Below are 16,764 nucleotides of genomic sequence, written 5' to 3' on the forward strand. Positions count from 1 at the left end.
CCTCTTGTGCCCACTGCTCCAGCCAGCACCGTTCTGGCTGTTCCTCCGCATTGACACGCGAGACATGACAGAGCAACCACAACAGGGTAAACTCGGCATAGTTCTCGCTCTCCATCATCGCTTCAAAGTCAAACTCGATATAGGCCTGACGAGTTAAGCTCACATTTTTGCGTAAGAGGCGCAGGCGCAGCCCATTGGAGACAAAGCCCCACAGCCCCTCTGGCGAGCGCCCCAGGTATTCCTGAACCAGACTGAAGGCGCTCTGTCGTGCTCCACCGGAGCTTCTCACCACCTGATCCAGACCGATATGACACCCGATCAGATGGATCGGTACCCCAAACCAGAAATGTGAGATTGGATAGCTTTTCCCCTCGATCTCAATGGGTTTCGCCCCCTTCAGATGGCCATAGCCAAGTCTCTCAAAAAGAGGTAACAGCCAAAAACGTCGTGTAATCGATCCCTCGGAACCAGAGACAGTTATTCGCTGTCTCGCAGCTCGAAAGGCCTTCCAGGCCCGTAACAGATGCTGCCAGGAATCACTGATCGCCTCATTGAGCCTCATATCAAACAGGTTATAGTCTTCCGCGCTCAATCCGCCCAGACCAGAATCAAGATAAGCGATCCGCTGCAACATCTCCACAGGAAGCAGCGCTCCTTCACTGGTCACACAGGTAAACACGGGAGCTTTTGCGTACACTCCGATCTTCCTCACAGAATCCCTCCCCCAAAGCAGAGAAGCGAGCACTACAGCTCAATGTTGATTATGGAAAGAAAAGGTAGGCTGGCAACATTCCCGAAATCCGCCACTACTACCATTAGAAATCACCGAAATACTATCATTCCTCTTCCCAACAAATTAGCATCGTAACTTATCCCTTACCAGAATTACCCCTCGTATAATACACAATATTGCCCTTACCATCTTACACTTATACATTCCAACATGTGAATAACAACAATAGGAGCTTTTTTTATTATATTATTACCTGTCATGAATATATTCTTAATATTGCAATTTAGCATGAAAAAGAGATATTGTGACCGAATAGCCTGAATGTTTACTTATGCCCCTTTATATCTTTCGATTAACGTCACAATCAGGACAGATGAAAAAATTCATATTTTTCCGCATCCAAATGAATAAAGTGTAATTAAATGAATAAAATGTAATTATAGGAAGAGGGAACGAAGGTATAGTTCTTCACCAATGACACATAGACTCCGCACAATAAAAAACGGGCAAAGGGGCTATAAATCCTATGCCCCTTCCCCGCTTCCGCTTAACGAACGATGCGCAGGTTCACTGCCACCAGTGAATTCTGCTGTTTCTTACGATCAAAACTCACTTCTCTGGTAAACTCAAGCTTCATTCCGACTTCCAATGAAGGCACCTGCCTGGGAATGCGGAAATAGATTGATTCATCCTCCACGGCAAGAAAACCAAATCCCTTTTCTTGATTCAGTGTGCGTATCACCCCGATCTCACGGGGTGCAGCAGACTCCCAAAGCCTTCTCAGCTTCCCACGTAGCCGCCCAAAACTCTCAAGCGGATAGTCTTCAGGTGTGATCTGCTCAGCATAAAGCTCACAGAGTTGCACTATTCGTTCCCTGAGTTGCTCAGCAGATTTCGACTGGCTCCAATTCTCTTTCTCTGCGATCAGGCGTGCAAATTGCATATGCTCATATGCTTCCTGAAAGCGCTCAAGGCGCTGCAAGAGAGACGCCATTTCCTGCCCGATGAGCCTGTAACAGAGCTTAATTTCATTTGCCTGCAAGGCAGCGCGGCAATACCAGAGCCAGGCATCATCATCCCGGCCCAGTTGTTCATAGATACGTGCAATATCCGCCCGGATATACCATTCTTTATACCGACCATCAAGGGTCAGGAGATCCTGCAACGCCTCTTCCTGAATGCCGCTTCTGGCTTTTGCCAATGCATGCCACCAGGGGAAGAAGCGATTATGGGTATAGAGCTTCATGCCTTCTCCCGCCAGTCGCTGACATTCCTCATACTGCTCCATCAAAAACGCGGCTTTGATGGCATAGAAATACCAGCGTTCACACTCCGACATTCTCCCTGCTTGCCTCGCATCCTTTTCCAATGTGGATGGATCGATCATCCCGGCAAACTTATAGATAATATCCCATTTTCCTCGTTGTTTGGCCTCACGACAAATCCCGAGCACAAGCAACTTTCGAATCAGCGCATCCTCCGTTCGTTCCAGCACATACATAGCCGCACTGCGCATTTTTCTAAAACGCTCATCGGTCATCGAGGTCTCTTCTTCCCATCCCTCTAACTCCTCTTCTCTCTCTTCTGTCTTTTTGAAATAGACATCATAGATACACCATGCCCACATGCTAAACACGTACTTGTCCTCTCTCACCTCTGGCCGCAACATCCACCCCCATTCAATACCTTCCTTTGACCTTTTTAAAGACCGCAGACATTTCAAATAACGAGAATGAGAAAAAGCATCATCAGGTCTGGCTGCCAATGCCTTTCGATAAAGTTCAGCAGCCGTCTCAAACTGTCCCTGTTTTTCAAGCTCCCATGCTTGCTGCTTTACATCATTCCCGGAATTTTGCATATCTTCATACATGTGGTGAGATACTCCTTTACCTCAACAAACTCCACTTTGGGATCTACATCCAACAATTCTTGTAAAGCAACGCGGTCGGATTCTTCTATAGTGGAGAAAAGAAGCACTTGCTTGATTGCCCTTCTGGTATATTCAAAAAGAAGGGAGAAATCGATATACTCGTCTGCAAACGGCTCCAGAAGTCGCATATAATGGCAGACTTCACGGAAATACGGTTCCAGATAGATCGGGCTTTGCTCAGTTACAGGTGGCTTTTTCGCCTCAAGCAAACTCTGGACCTTCGGAAAAATTTCGGCTTTTACCCATTCATTGGAACTCTGTATATTCCAGCTTCTCTTCTTTGAGTTATAGAAGAGCGAAAGCGTTACGCTCTTTCCCCGATGCGTCAGCCTGATATTGACTCCATATTGGATCAGTGTCGCGGTACACTGATACCCGGTCTCGCTCAAATATCTCCTCACCTCCTCTGCCTTCGCCTTCAGTAATTGCTGCACTTCCTCTGGCATCTTCTCACCTATCGATGTTACGAATGATCGTGAGCAAATCTTGAATAAATGGGTGATTATAATCGGTATAATAGAGCTTCACTTCCTTGATTGCCCGGGTCAGTGCAATGAAGAGTTTCTTTCGATCTTTGCTCACACGCTGCCATATCGCATCCATATCCTCAAACGGGGACTGCGACTGAGCCAGGCGTTCTGTATCGACAATAAACACATACTCTCGCTCTAATCCCTTCGCCTCCATATAATCAGCAAGAATGACATAATCGCCCAGCCCCCTGGCATCCTCAGTTGCCCAACGCACCGGGATTCCCTGCTGTCGTAGCAAATCATACACCTTCGGTAGGAGCCCCTCCCGAAGCCCAATACAGAGCATTCTCCGAGACAAGTACAGGGTGTGATACTGCTGGATATCCTCAATGAGCCGATCAAGCAATGCTTCCTCATTCGCGAAAGGCGTCAACTCTGGTTCATTCTGAAATGGGCTCTTTGGCTTGATTGCCATGTCATATTGTTCCTGCTGAAGCTCTTGTACGATTAGCGGATCTTTTGTCAAAAAACGCCAGGCAGTTTTGGCAACTAGCTTCGGACTACGATACATCATGAAGCGCTTATGCAATGCGGCCCTGGTCTTCTCAACCTCCACATAGCCCCACTCGATGTTTCTTGCAAACAGCTTCTGCCCCACATCCCCCACCAGAAAGAGGTTCTTTTCGTTTCTGAGGAACTTCTTGGCAACCAGAAGCATCTGCGTGTTAAAATCCTGAATCTCATCAACCATCAGGAAATCAAACCGCCTGTACGCTTCCGCTTGCCCTTTCAAAATCTGAAGACATTCGGCAGGCAACACCCGTTCGATATATTCCGCTTCTGTCCGCCCTTTCAAAGCATCAGCACGCCAGGCCTGAAAATCTTCCCTCATTACATCCCGAACGACGTGCTCCATCAGCTCAACAATATCATAGATAAACAGCGATCTGTTTTCTCCACGATAGCACTGCATCGCAAGGTTATCATATATAATTTTCTCGTTCAGGATTCGCTCCAACTCTACCTTCAGCGCCCGGTTATAGGTCGTGATCAAAATTCTGTAGCCAGTTTCCCCAAAATGTGATTTTGCCAGATGGAGCGCACGCGAGAGCAAAACGTTTGTCTTTCCACTCCCAGCCACATCCGCCATGTAGACCTTGTCCGCGAACAGTACACTCAGTGCCCATTCTTGCTGCTTTATATCCAGGTGCGCAAAGTGTTTTTCTGCTTCACTTTCTTCTCGTGCACCTACCTTCATTTCTCCCGGCATGATCCGCTCCACGGCAGTCACAACCTGTTGCGCAGTATAGACAGATCGTTCCGCTCCAGCATTCCGTAACCCGGCAATTCGCTTGAGACTTGCCAGAGTCATCTGTGCACCAACCATATCATCCTGAAAAAGCGTTCGTTCCAGATCAATCACCATCCGGCTCTGGGGATTATCTGCCTGCGGATTCACAAACGCATTCTGGAACTCAGCCCGTACCATACGAGGATAAAAAACTGCATAGCTGACCCACACTTTCGGAGAGAGACCTTTAACAATCTCCATAAAATCAAGGTAGTATCTACGTGCCTGATCCCAGGGATTACGGATGATGGTTTCACAATTCCTCTTGTCGACTTTGCGCACATTCCACTGATCGAGAAACTGGAAGTTATTCCTTTTTATATCCCAATCCTTCACCTCAATCACCACCACTCCGAGTTCTGGCCCCACCACAACAAAATCAGGCTGATGCTCATAGCCGCTTAATCCATTTCTGGGATCCCAGGCCACACAGCGAGGCTCACACAAAACAAAGTACTCGTCAGAGAGCGTCTGCAAGCACCTCAGTGCCTCTTGCTCCGCTTTCTTGCCAGCTCGGTTCTCTTCCCGCATATTTTTCCATACATTCTCCCCGGGCAGCACCCTTGCCATCTCTACACCTCCTCCACTTTCCAGATCGGCCATAGCGCCTTCTCAAGCTCAAAATATGTGAAAGCACGCTTTCCAGTGTTCACCTTATTTTCACCTTTCAATTGTTTTACAATATAGCTGATCTTTGTACGAATCTGCGCCGATGTTGCTCCCTCGGCTCTCTTCTCTGCAAGAAGAGCGGTCAGGCCCGCATAAAATGCCGTGTTCTGGTCGCTGGTCTTCTCGACAAAGCGAGAAGAAGAGGTATTATCACGCTTATCATATATCTCAAACTGCCAGCCCCCATTCTGCATGTTGGCAGTAATGACGAGCTCCACCGGTTGAAGTGCGTCCTGCAAAGGAGGTAGATAGGGCTTCAACCGTTCCTGACCCAGATAGGCTTTCAGGAATTCAATAGCGACCTCAGGAGAAACCTGCGTGTTCAACAATGTCGATCGGGGGCTGAGCAGACAGAGATAACACCCCTTTTGCTGGCACTTGCAATCGTGGAGTACCTGAAGATGACGGGATAAAAAGGCCTCCCAGTTCTCGAAGATCCTTTCAAAAGGAACAAGCCCGCTCTTATCGTTGCCATACAGGAAAGCACTCTCATACATTTCTTCCTCGTCGGCAGGATCGACAGATTGGACAAGCCGCAAATCTGCATCATCGAGGTTAAAATAATCGGGGATTCCTCGCAGCAGTACCGCAAGAAAATTCTCTTTCATTGCAGGGGAGAGCAGCGAAGCTGCAAAGCGGATCAACAAGCCCTCCCGCTCTATCGTTGTGCCAAAGCGAAACTGCTGATTATTCTCATCTGTATGCAGGACAAACTCGTCTCTCTTTCGCTGCATCTCATTGATAAAATAGAGCGTCCCTTTGGGTACATAATAGACTTTGCAGTATTTTGGTCCCCGCTGCGGCAAATGCTCCAGGGGCAGCCCGAGGCGTATCAAACGCGACACCTTATACATCTGCTCAGGATCGCGCCTTCTCTCAAGCTCCACAGGCAGACTGCTATCCGCACTTAAAGCGAAATACTTCCGAAACGGTTCCCCCTTTACGTCTTGCTCAGTCGTATATTTTTGCTGCTTATCAATCCGTACTACGATGCCCTTGCAAAATAGAATGCTTCCGGGTACCAATTGCGTTACTGCCTGCTCAGGTTCACGAGAAGTGAGCTTTCTTTCTTCCTCACTTTGCGTTTCTTTTCGATCATAGAGCACAATATCATCATTTCGGAAACCATAATCTGGAAATATGCCTTCCCGGTAGAGCTTCTCTAAGGTAATGGTGCCTCTCCCATTTCCTACTTTTCGCACTATGTTTCTGCAATCTCGCTCCAGGTCCTCTATAAACTCCTGGTACGCGTCTTTATCCAGAACCTCTTGCAATTTAAGCTCATCGTTTACGGCAAACACCTGAACATAGTCAGAAAGCTGATAAAGCTTCTCATACAACTCTTTTGTTTCGGTTCCGGCCAGAATATGCGCATAGCTATGAGCCCGTAAGAGCGCGACATTCCTCAGGGAGAAGCTCGGCGGTGTAATCTCTCCTTCAATCATTTGAGCAGGAGCCAGATAATAATAGCGGTCATGCGTATCATTCAACGATGCCAGCACGATCACAAGCGCCTGACGCTTTTGTCCTCGTCCGGCACGACCGGCCCGTTGCGCATAATTGGCGGGACTTGGCGGAAAACCAAGCATCATCACACAGAACAAATCATTGATGTCGACTCCCATTTCCATCGTCGGCGTACAGATCAGTGCCTGTTTCCTCTGCCCTTGCTTGAACGTGCGCTCGATTCGTTCTCGCTCTTGCGTACTCAACTCACCGGTATGGCATTGTACCTGCACAAACCACTCTTCCCAGTTCCTGACATGTCTCCCCCCATCACTACCTGAATGCGGTTCAATGCACACAGCCTCAGGAGAGAGTTGATAATAGGTCGTTCCCTTTGGCGTTTGCTTCAACACCAGCAACCCTCTCGCCACCAGCTCAGAGAGCATCGCCTGAAGCTTTTTCTCTCCATAGCGGGCAATCAATTCCTGATACCTTTGTCCACGCTCTCCCAGTGAGATAATGTCATAGCCCCGCTCATCCGAGCCAGACATTCCCACGCCATATCGCATCTCACATCTATACCTTTCAACATAGAAATACTTAATATTGCCTGCCTCGAAGGTATGGAAACTATCTCGATCAATGGCCCGCTCCGATAGAAAGACCTGTTCCAACAAAACCTGCTCATCATCATCAAGCTCATACTCTTCATTGAGCACGAGACGCCACCCCGCCGCTCCGTTCTCCCCATAGGTGAGCATCCTGCAAAACCAGAACGGCATCTCCTGAACAAATGCCAGTTCGTCTGGCTCTTCACCCTCTTGCCAGGAGTTGATTTCATTCTGTAGCTCTTCAAACGCCTCCGGCAAGGGCTTACACTCTGTCCAGACAGAGCGTGCGAGCAATGATAGCACATAACTGGCAAGCTCATCATGCAGCCGAACCCTGTACTTCGAGGCTTTTTCCCGAGCATCAACAAACCCCAATATCCTATTCGTGACGCTGGTCTCCTGATCTGAGACTACTGCCTCGATCACCTTCAGCGCTGCATACCAGTACATCGAGGTGTCACCGATTCGCAACGGTAAGGCTAGCTCCTGACGCTCAGGTTCCGGCAAGATAAAAAGAGTATGTGTCTTCTCTGTTTTCGCGCACAATCGATAGATCAACTTTCCCTCGGAGTCCTGCGTTATCTCAACAGCACACTCTCGCTCTCCATCCACTTCCATGCCCTCGAATGGCCTCACAAACACGCGGACTGCAACCGCATTGCCGGCCGGATCCTGAGCATAGAGTGCTCCATTTGCGAGATAGGCTATGCAATAGTCTGGCTGGTTTTTCCTCACTGGAAAGAGCATCCCATGACAATGCAGACAATAGATACAGCGGGAATCATGATAGTGTCCACAGAGCACACAGCGACTCACGTTACCATCCATATCACTCAATATGAGATGGACACGATAGTCCAGTAGAAGGGGAACAGATGGCTTAACGTCACGTAGATCTTCATTGATGTAATCGATCAGATTCCAATACGCCTCAACCACACTGCGAGGATCAGCAGGTTTACGCTCATACAGCCTCTCAAATACCTGCACCCACTCTCTGAAAACACAGGCTCTCTCTTCAAGCACATTCCGTATCTCTCGCACAAACGGGCTTTTCTTCAGCAGATGATAGATCGGGTTCTCTAATGCAGTGTTCCCCGAATAGGACCGCTCATATGCCTTTAGTTGCTCCTCACCAAAGAGCAGCCGCGCCAGCTCATGCCCTTGTGTAGATGATTTGTCCGCAGAGAACAGGGTATTTGGTACATGCTCCACTGATGGTAGAGCATCACAGGGCTGCTCATCCTGACCCGGTTGGAATGATGGCTCGATGAGCTTGACGCCCTTCTTCACAGCTTCAGGGCCAAAAAGCAGACTTACAAATTCCTCGATTTGCTCCATTGCCTGTTCAGCATAGAAGCCACCGCTCTGCCGCAAGGTACCACTCGCCCCAATATGGATAGGAGGCCTTTTGCAGAGGGTATGCAACCGCCGAAGTAAGAGGCTGAGATTTGCCCCACGAATACCCGAAAAATAATGGACTTCGTCAACGACAACGTAGCGTAGACTGTCTCGGGACTGCAACAAGAGCGGGCGATACTTTGGCATAGTGATCAACCGATCCAGCATGATATAATTTGTAATCAGGATATCCGGAGGATTCTCCAACATCCCCTCACGACCTAACCCATACCTTTTCTCTTCTTCTTCTCCTTCTATTCTTTCAGGAGTCGACCCGACAAAGCACCCGACACGTATTCCAGTCCCATACACCATCCGTATGACGCGTTCAAGCTGATCATTTGCCAGCGCGTTCATTGGATAGAGAATAAGAGCCTTCACCCCTTGCACCCTTTGATCTCGCTGCATCAGACAATGATGTACGAGAGGAATGAGAAAGGCTTCTGTTTTACCGCTCCCGGTACCGGTTGCGATAATCGTCGTATGCTCGTTTAAAATACAGCGAATGGCTTCTGCCTGATGGCGATACAATCGCAACGAAGCAAAACGTTGTGCTATTTCGCTATGCAAGCGATGTTTTCGGCAGAATTCGCTGAATTTCTCCTCGATCCACTCATATTCTTTATTCAGGGAAAAATAAATATCATCCTTTGAGAAGAGGTCTGTGCTCATCCTCCTGACCAGATCTTCCTTGATCCCGGAGGAGAGCAGTCGCGCTTCTATATCCTTATGATAGCGCTCCATAATTCCAAGCGCAGCAGCGACTGGGGAAGTCAGACGAGTGCCCATGCGCATTCCTTCCAGGCCTTCATACAAATGGCAGAGTTAAACATAGCCATATTATAGAGCAGAAAATGCGTTTTGACCAGTATTTTATAGTACTAAAGAGAAAGGATGGAATGTTACTTCATCTGTTATTCAAGAAATGTTTTAATTCTCAATCAAAGTTAGAAAAAAATAGATGACAGATACTTTACTTTGCTCTAAGTTCCGGAGAAATTTTTACTACAAAACAATCCCTTTTTGCGTTTTAGAACAAAAGCCATAGAAGATAGGGGAGGGCTGGAAAACCTGCTCCTGAAACAACTGTTATCGATACCTCCTATTCATGTCTATCTGTATCAGGACAAATAGAAAGGGCTCTTCATGCGAAGAGCCCTACGAATTCAATGGTAGCATGTAACAAATGCACAGAAGAAGCAATACACATTCATCATATTCCTACAAAAACAATGGATGTGGTCAATAATACTCTTCAAGGAACATAGCATATCCTGGTTATGAGATCACTGCTTGCTCTCTCACACCATATGTTTTTCATCCTGAGATCAGCTCTTTTGTTTTCTATCTAGAAGCACGCAATACTCTCCTCAGCAGCCTTCCTCATCGGTTCAGAAGAACTTCTTTGTCTCTCTCTTGCATAGATGCATCTCTCCAATAGGGGAGCTTCAACCTTTCAACGGGCGTTGAGAGCGTAGAAAATTGGACATGCTCCGTGAACAGGAACGTGACTACCCAACCAGCAAGAAAACCAATACAGAGGCCACAACTCCGAAGCAGTGTATTTCTTGTCACCGTCATACTCGCTTTCATGAAACAGCTCCATTATGGCTTCCTGAGGCCACTTCTACCGAAGCAGAAACAGGGTCCTCGTCACCTGAAGCAGAACGGCGGTTCAACAACAGGTTCAAGAGAGGAGAAGCCATCATCGTCGTCACTAATGCAACTACAACCAGAATTGAAAAGAGAGTTGGCGAGAGAATCCCCAGATCAAGCCCGATATTGAGCACAACAAGTTCTACCAATCCTCTCGTATTCATCAACACGCCCAGGGTCAACGATTCCCGCCAGGAATTTCGGCCCACGACCTTCGCTCCCAACACGCCACCAACAATCTTCCCCAGGCAAGCGATAAATAACAGAAGCAAAAGCAGGAGAAGCGAGACCGGTGTAAATACTAATCCGAGCTGTGTTTGTAAGCCACTAAAGATGAAAAAGAGCGGAAGGAACAGGATCGTATTGATCTGATCAATATGTTCTTCCTGCTCACGAAGCCACGGCCGACGAGGTAACACAAGTCCCGCAATGAAAGCGCCAAAGAGCGGATGCAACCCGATAGCATTGGTTATCGTCGCTGCTATGACCATGAGCAGCACGCTACCTATCTTCATTGCTGATACTGAGAGCCGGTGGGATAGAAACGTAAACAATGGACGGACCAGGAATAGCATAACCAGAAAGAAGATGATGGCTAACGCGGCAAGGGAGAGCGAGGAGACAACACCGTGTGCCCGGGCAACCGAAACCACCAGCGCCAGCAAGCACCAGGCAATAACATCATCAACCGCCGCACAGGTTAGAGCCAGTGTCCCGATTCGCGTTGCTACCAGTTTCTTATCAGTCAACAGGCGGGCCAGCACTGGAAAAGCAGTAATCGCCAGGGCAGTACCAATGAGCAAGAGAAAAGATGGCAAGGTTGCTTTAGAGCCAGCATAGGCAGGATAGAGAAAGAAGCCTGCCAGAATTCCCGTTCCAAATGGAAGCACGATCCCAAAAAATGACGCCGCCAATGCAGCTCGCCTCTGATTCAGCATCACATGAACTTCCAGCCGCGTTCCCAGGGTAAACATATACAACATCAGCCCCAGCTCACCCAGTGTCTGAAGCGTTGGAAGAGCTTCACGGGGAAAGAGGCTCATTTTCATCTCGGGAAACAATACTCCCAAAAGAGAGGGACCAAGCGCCAGCCCGGCCAGGATCTCGCCGACCACAGCCTGCTGACCAAGACGAAGACATACTACCCGAAAAAGCTGTACGACGATCAGAATAACAATAAGTTGCAGGAGGATCTGGCCCGTCAGCATAAAAGCAATCCTTTCCGTGCTCTGAAACCCAATGATAGAGCGAGGCGTAAAGCCCCGCTACCAGACCAAACATATCGCGCTACAGGCTATTTCCCCTGACTCACATGAACACTACTTGTAATCACATCGGCGACGGAATAGGTGTGGTAATCAATCTTTTCCGCGATCTGTTCAGCGATCTTGAAGTGCTCTGTTGCCTTGCTGTTCCGAAGAAACGCTTCAAAAGCGGCCTTATCCTTCCATTGTGCATAGTTGATGACGCGCACCCCATCAAAACTCTTATGGATATTTGCAGAAATGAAGCCTGGCAGCTTGCAAATAACCTCCTCCGTTGCCTGTATTAACAGATCAATCAACTCCTGTTGTCGCTCCGGGGTCACGGTAAAGACATTAATTAAGGTGAATACAGACGAACCTTTTGTAATTGTACTCATCTTTCTCCTCATCTATTCGCGTACAATGAGATCATATCCACTCGCCTCGGCCTCTCCTGCAAAGAAAACACCGGTACGTTCCCAAAGGTGACAGCGGCCCAACCACTGCAATGAGACAGTGACAACGGAAACATGCTTCCATCCTGAGCTCTATAAAGGAAAGGGCGGCCATTCTGCATCTTCCATATTGCGAGTCGTCCACCGTGCTCACGAGAGAAGAGCCGGGTAACAGCACTACAGACAGCCTGCCGTACGAGCAAACGTTCAGCATCTCGTTTTCTCCGCCGTGTGGCACAAAGGGAAGCAGGAGCACGTCGAAGCTCAAGCACAATACGAGTTGTTTGCACTCCCTCGCCGTCAATTGGTTCTCTCCAGAGACAAACCAGGGCCCCGGAAAGCCCCTCTTCTCCAAACAGGAATATCTGCCCCTGGTAAAGTGCCTGCTCCTCAGTCATAGCGTGCAAGGGGCACCGCACCAGCACTCCAGACGCATTAAACGTCACCTCGATATCTCGATAAGCCAAGCCGGCAAAGCCAGTGCCAAGCGCCTTTGTAAATGCTTCCTTGATTGTCCAGAGCCGGGCCAGAGATTGAGCCTCCTGCCCGGCCCACGCGATCTCGCTTGTGGTAAAGACACGCGCTATCACCTCAGGAGTTCGCCGCTGCATGCGTTCCCAGCGGTCGAGAGCACAGACGTCAAGCCCAAGACTCACCAGGCGTTGCATGCTCGTTCGATGCAGAAGCACACTCCGCGTTCCCTGTCCTCTGAACAACACATCGTTATCAGCGTGCAGGACAATCTCTGCGTACCGCATAAGTTAATCCTGTTCAACAACTGCGACAACTCTGGTCCAGGCCGCACCAACACCCGCTATCGAGACAGGGAAACAGAGCACCTGGAACCCGAAAGATGCAGGCAGAAGATGCAGGTTTGCCAGCTTCTCCAATTGACAGTACTCTTGTTCTCTCCCATAGAGATGGGCGGGCCAGAGATAAGAATGATCTCCCGTTGCCCGATAATCGCGCAGCATCGCCTCCACAGGTCGATCAAGCCCCCAGGTATCAACCCCGATAATCCGAACCCCCTGCTCGACAAGGTAAGCGACGGCATCTCGCCCCAACCCGGGATAATCAGTTAGATACCGCTCGCTTCCCCAGAGACGATCACAGCCGGTCCAGATTAACACGATATCCAGCGGAGCGAGCTCTGTCCCGGCACTCGCAACCGCTTCTTTGAGATCGGCAGCACTGATTTCCTCGCCGGGCCCACGATGGCGCACATCAAGGCGAACGCCACGGTTATAGCACCAGGAGAGGGGAATATCAGTAATCTTTCGCGCCGGTCGTCCCTCCGAGAATGGCCCATAGTGAAGCGGCGCATCCATGTGTGTTCCCGTATGGGTGGTCAGGGAGATCTGTTCATTGGAGATCCCCATACCATCGGGGAAATCATGAGGCGAGAGGCCAAAAACCCCTGGCGCCTCATGATGTTCCAGTGTCGCCACTGTTACCGGTGTCGCTTCACTGGGAGTTGACTGAATCGGGAGACTCAGGTCAATCAGTGTTCTCATGCCTAATCACCCGAAACCGCCGTCACCCGCTGAAAACGTCGCTCTGCCTCCTGCTTCACCGCCGCCAGATCCGCGACACTGTTGTGCTCGACAGCGCCCCGCACCATCGCTTCTGCCTGCTCGGGTGTATACTTTCCGAGCACCAGACCATCAACAGCCGCACGAGGCGCAAAATCATGGGTCAGAACAAGCTGTGTCTGTTTCTCTCTCAAAGGGAAGCAGCGCCATTCGCCGCCCATCTGTTCCATCAGAGGCGCGGTCTGAATCTGTTGATAGCGAATGATGCGATTGCTGGCATCAAGGTCTCGCCGAGTTGTCCAGGATTGGATCTGACCACTGACATCAACCACCAGCTTTGCGATCTGATAATCGGCTCCCTCCTCAAGCATAATCACCTCCTGCGTTGGAGGGAAAAGCTTCGCGTAGCCCTCAACATCTGCCAGCACGTTATAAACAACCTCTACAGGCGCATCGATAGTCACACAATGTTCCGTATGAAACATGGATTCTCTCCTTCCGCTTGCTAGCCAACCTTCGAGCTCTCAACAAACGAGACAAGTTCAGCAACGGTATGTACATTCTTCAACTGCTTTTCATCAAGCTGAATGTCCATCTGCTTCTCGAGAATAGTGATCAGCTCGATCAACTCGGTTGAATCAACTGACAGATCATCAAGCAGGGTCGCCTCTGGTGTAATCTCCTGTCTCTCGACGCCAAGCTGTACCAGTGCATCTTGTACAAAGGTGGAAGTATCAGCCATACAAGGATGTTCCTTTCATTTCGGTAGCAATCTATTCCGCCATTCTCCGCAAAACCATAGCAGACTGTACGCCATCCGCTCCACGCGCATGAATCAGGGCATTACGCACCTGAGCAGGTCGCGCCTCTTCACTGACAAGCCGCATATGCGCCGCAGAAACAGGATGTGCTGATATGGGAGGAATCAAGTCATGTTGCATACTCAAGAGCGCTGTGGCAATTTCCGCCGCCGCTCCTGCTCCCAGGAGATGGGTGAGCGTTGGCTTACACGAGGTCGCCAATGGCTGTTCTCCGGGAAACACACGCTCCACAGCCTGAGCCTCGGCGAGATCAGCCGCCTGCACCCCCTGCGCATCAAGACCGAGATAGCCTATCTCATCTGGCTCAAGCTCAGCCTGCCTGAGTGCCTGCGTCATCAGCGAGGCAAGCTTCTTTCCCTCATCGGACCAGAGGTTCTCTGCCCGGGGAAGATAGCCTGTAGCCCATCCTGCGATTTCAGCGTAGACATGCGCCTGCCGTCGTCGTGCCGCTTCCAGCTCTTCCAGGACCAGGAGCACGGCCCCCTCACCGACCAGAAAGCCTCTTCCTTCCGGATCAAAGACACGGTATCCGGCAGGGTTCAGCCGCCCGCTATTGGAACAGAACGTATAGGTGTAGGGCGTAATCGGAGCCTCCGCGCCGCCCGCGAGCATAACATCAGCGCGCCCTTCCTCAATAGCGCGAGCTGCATACCCGATAGCCAGCGCACTACTGGCAGTATCCGCGATGATCGTTTTACTCTGTCCCTTTAACCCCCAATGAATAGAGATCTGCCCTTGTGGGGCGGTCGGGAACCAGGCTGAGGCCACATAAGGGCTGACCTCCCGATATCCCTGAGTGAGCAAATTTCGCAGGCTTGGATCCGTCACCCCCCAGCCGCCATACATATTCCCGATATAGACACCCGCCGCCTCGCGATGCTGAAACTCAATCCCACTATCCTCAATAGCGCGATGCGCAGCCGCCATCGCCAGACAACAGAACCGATCCATGCGCTTGAGCAGCCGCCTGGAAAATGGCTGGAATGGCTCGCTCTCCTCTATAATCCCCGCCTGCGAGGTCGAATAAGGTGTCGCATCAAACGAGGTGATCGACTGTGCGACCGATTGGCCGTGTAGCAGCGTCTGCCAAACGTCCTCCGGCGAGGAACCGCCAGGAGTAATCAAGCCAATGCCAGTGATGACAACCCGGCGTTTCATACAGCATTCTCCTCCTCACCGACTCGCTGTAGTACAATGGTTGAATGAATGCCACCAAAGCCGCTAGAAAGGCTGGCAATCGTATTGCCGTGCCATTCTCGTGCAACATGCGGAATGTAGTCCAGATCACAGGCAGGGTCCGGCTCATCCAGATTAATAGTAGGGGGCAACATGTGATGCTCAAAGGCCAGGGCACAAGCGACCGCCTCAATCGCATTCGCCGCAGCCAGAGCGTGCCCGATCATCGATTTGATAGAGCTAACAGGTGTTTGATACGCTTTTTGACCCAGAGCTTTCTTAATGGCATAGGTTTCACAGATTGAATTTTGCCGGGTAGAGCTGCCGTGCGCATTCACATAATCCACTTGCTCTGGCGTACAAGCAGCATCAGCCAGCGCAAGCGTTAACGAACGGCTTAACGCATCACCTTCGGCAGGCAAATCAGTCATATGATAGGCATTACAGGTACTACCAAATCCGCTCAATTCACAATAGATGTGCGCTCCTCGCCTTCTGGCATGTTCCAGTTCTTCTAAGATCACAAGCCCGGCTCCTTCAGCCAGCACAAAGCCAGTCCGATCTTTATCAAAGGGACGAGAGGCACGCTGTGGCTCGTCATTGTGCTGCGAGAGTGCTCCAATCACATCGAAGCAGGCGACCACCAGCGGCGTGATGGGCGCTTCCGCCGCACCAGCAATCATCACATCAGCCTCTCCGCGACGAATCACATCTAGCGCAAAGCCCAGGGCATCGTTTCCGCCGGTGCATCCTGTCGCCAATGTAGAACACACACTTTCCGCTCCAAATTCGGTCGCTACGACTGCTGACGTTGTATTAAAGGTTGCCGCTCTATAAAGGAACGGGTGAGCCGCAGCAGGAGGCACCGGAACCGTCCCGCCCTCGGTTAAGACCGCGAAGTGCTCCGCCATCCGCTTTGTTCCTGCAACAGCCGTCGCGATGCTTACTCCCAGGCGAGAGGGATCAAGCGTCGTAAAGTTAGCATCCTGCATCGCCTCACGCGCCGCTACAAGTGCCAGATGGACAACGCGGTCATCCTGATCGAGCATCTGCGGCGTAATGCCGAAGCGTTCAGGAACAAAATCCCGGCACTCGGCGGCAATCTGGGAGGCATGCCCGGAAGGATCAAAGCAAGAAATGCGACTGACAGCGGAACGCCCCTGCCAGAGAGCCTCTGCGAATTCCTTTTTCCCGATACCGCTTGGTGCGACAACACCGAGACCGGTAATAACGACTCTTCTCTGCATAGGAAAGGCTCCTTCTTTC

At 50.2% G+C, this 16,764-nt stretch carries 12 protein-coding genes and 1 pseudogene; all 13 read right to left on the minus strand.

Annotated features, from left to right (window positions below; genetic code table 11):
* Positions 1 to 697: pseudogene (locus EI42_RS09430) on the minus strand (Eco57I restriction-modification methylase domain-containing protein); the annotation flags it as partial.
* Positions 698 to 1,280: 583 nt separating this feature from the next.
* Positions 1,281 to 2,603 carry a hypothetical protein gene (locus EI42_RS09435; protein WP_111321212.1) on the minus strand — a complete coding sequence of 441 codons (1,323 nt, stop codon included), beginning with the start codon at positions 2,601 to 2,603 and terminating at the stop codon, positions 1,281 to 1,283.
* Positions 2,567 to 3,109: a hypothetical protein gene (locus tag EI42_RS09440; RefSeq protein ID WP_111321214.1), complete on the minus strand. Its 543-nt coding sequence runs from the start codon at positions 3,107 to 3,109 to the stop codon at positions 2,567 to 2,569. The genes EI42_RS09435 and EI42_RS09440 overlap by 37 nt, the downstream gene beginning before the upstream one ends.
* Positions 3,110 to 3,113: 4 nt before the next feature.
* A complete protein-coding gene (locus EI42_RS09445) occupies positions 3,114 to 5,057 on the minus strand; it encodes a nuclease-related domain-containing DEAD/DEAH box helicase (RefSeq protein ID WP_170142499.1) in 1,944 nt (647 codons plus the stop codon).
* A gap of 2 nt (positions 5,058 to 5,059) precedes the next feature.
* Positions 5,060 to 9,403: a DEAD/DEAH box helicase gene (locus EI42_RS09450; protein WP_170142500.1), complete on the minus strand. Its 4,344-nt coding sequence runs from the start codon at positions 9,401 to 9,403 to the stop codon at positions 5,060 to 5,062.
* A gap of 800 nt (positions 9,404 to 10,203) precedes the next feature.
* On the minus strand, positions 10,204 to 11,478 hold the full coding sequence (locus EI42_RS09460; protein ID WP_111321222.1) for a cation:proton antiporter domain-containing protein: 1,275 nt from the start codon (positions 11,476 to 11,478) through the stop codon (positions 10,204 to 10,206).
* Between the two features lie 86 nt (positions 11,479 to 11,564).
* Positions 11,565 to 11,912: an antibiotic biosynthesis monooxygenase family protein gene (locus EI42_RS09465; RefSeq protein ID WP_111321224.1), complete on the minus strand. Its 348-nt coding sequence runs from the start codon at positions 11,910 to 11,912 to the stop codon at positions 11,565 to 11,567.
* Between the two features lie 8 nt (positions 11,913 to 11,920).
* Positions 11,921 to 12,727, minus strand: a complete 807-nt coding sequence (locus EI42_RS09470; RefSeq protein ID WP_111321226.1) for a holo-ACP synthase — start codon at positions 12,725 to 12,727, stop codon at positions 11,921 to 11,923.
* A 3-nt stretch (positions 12,728 to 12,730) separates the two neighbouring features.
* Positions 12,731 to 13,483 carry a cyclase family protein gene (locus tag EI42_RS09475; protein WP_111321228.1) on the minus strand — a complete coding sequence of 251 codons (753 nt, stop codon included), beginning with the start codon at positions 13,481 to 13,483 and terminating at the stop codon, positions 12,731 to 12,733.
* Between the two features lie 2 nt (positions 13,484 to 13,485).
* Positions 13,486 to 13,986: an aromatase/cyclase gene (locus EI42_RS09480; protein WP_111321230.1), complete on the minus strand. Its 501-nt coding sequence runs from the start codon at positions 13,984 to 13,986 to the stop codon at positions 13,486 to 13,488.
* A gap of 20 nt (positions 13,987 to 14,006) precedes the next feature.
* Positions 14,007 to 14,243 carry a phosphopantetheine-binding protein gene (locus EI42_RS09485; protein ID WP_111321232.1) on the minus strand — a complete coding sequence of 79 codons (237 nt, stop codon included), beginning with the start codon at positions 14,241 to 14,243 and terminating at the stop codon, positions 14,007 to 14,009.
* A 31-nt stretch (positions 14,244 to 14,274) separates the two neighbouring features.
* On the minus strand, positions 14,275 to 15,480 hold the full coding sequence (locus EI42_RS09490) for a beta-ketoacyl-[acyl-carrier-protein] synthase family protein (RefSeq protein WP_111321234.1): 1,206 nt from the start codon (positions 15,478 to 15,480) through the stop codon (positions 14,275 to 14,277).
* Entirely contained in the window at positions 15,477 to 16,745 is a 1,269-nt protein-coding gene (locus EI42_RS09495; RefSeq protein WP_111321236.1) for a beta-ketoacyl-[acyl-carrier-protein] synthase family protein, read from the minus strand. Before EI42_RS09495 ends, EI42_RS09490 begins: the two co-directional genes overlap by 4 nt.
* Positions 16,746 to 16,764: the final 19 nt, after the last annotated feature.

Origin of the sequence: Thermosporothrix hazakensis (assembly GCF_003253565.1) — a bacterium.
Taxonomy (GTDB): Bacteria; Chloroflexota; Ktedonobacteria; order Ktedonobacterales; family Ktedonobacteraceae; genus Thermosporothrix; species Thermosporothrix hazakensis.

Coding starts and splice junctions, on each gene's coding strand:
- EI42_RS09435 (WP_111321212.1), bottom strand. CDS start 2,603: ATGTATGAAGATATGCAAAATTCCGGGAATGATGTAAAGCAGCAAGCA.
- EI42_RS09440 (WP_111321214.1), bottom strand. CDS start 3,109: ATGCCAGAGGAAGTGCAGCAATTACTGAAGGCGAAGGCAGAGGAGGTG.
- EI42_RS09445 (WP_170142499.1), bottom strand. CDS start 5,057: ATGGCAAGGGTGCTGCCCGGGGAGAATGTATGGAAAAATATGCGGGAA.
- EI42_RS09450 (WP_170142500.1), bottom strand. CDS start 9,403: ATGGGCACTCGTCTGACTTCCCCAGTCGCTGCTGCGCTTGGAATTATG.
- EI42_RS09460 (WP_111321222.1), bottom strand. CDS start 11,478: ATGCTGACGGGCCAGATCCTCCTGCAACTTATTGTTATTCTGATCGTC.
- EI42_RS09465 (WP_111321224.1), bottom strand. CDS start 11,912: ATGAGTACAATTACAAAAGGTTCGTCTGTATTCACCTTAATTAATGTC.
- EI42_RS09470 (WP_111321226.1), bottom strand. CDS start 12,727: ATGCGGTACGCAGAGATTGTCCTGCACGCTGATAACGATGTGTTGTTC.
- EI42_RS09475 (WP_111321228.1), bottom strand. CDS start 13,483: ATGAGAACACTGATTGACCTGAGTCTCCCGATTCAGTCAACTCCCAGT.
- EI42_RS09480 (WP_111321230.1), bottom strand. CDS start 13,986: ATGTTTCATACGGAACATTGTGTGACTATCGATGCGCCTGTAGAGGTT.
- EI42_RS09485 (WP_111321232.1), bottom strand. CDS start 14,243: ATGGCTGATACTTCCACCTTTGTACAAGATGCACTGGTACAGCTTGGC.
- EI42_RS09490 (WP_111321234.1), bottom strand. CDS start 15,480: ATGAAACGCCGGGTTGTCATCACTGGCATTGGCTTGATTACTCCTGGC.
- EI42_RS09495 (WP_111321236.1), bottom strand. CDS start 16,745: ATGCAGAGAAGAGTCGTTATTACCGGTCTCGGTGTTGTCGCACCAAGC.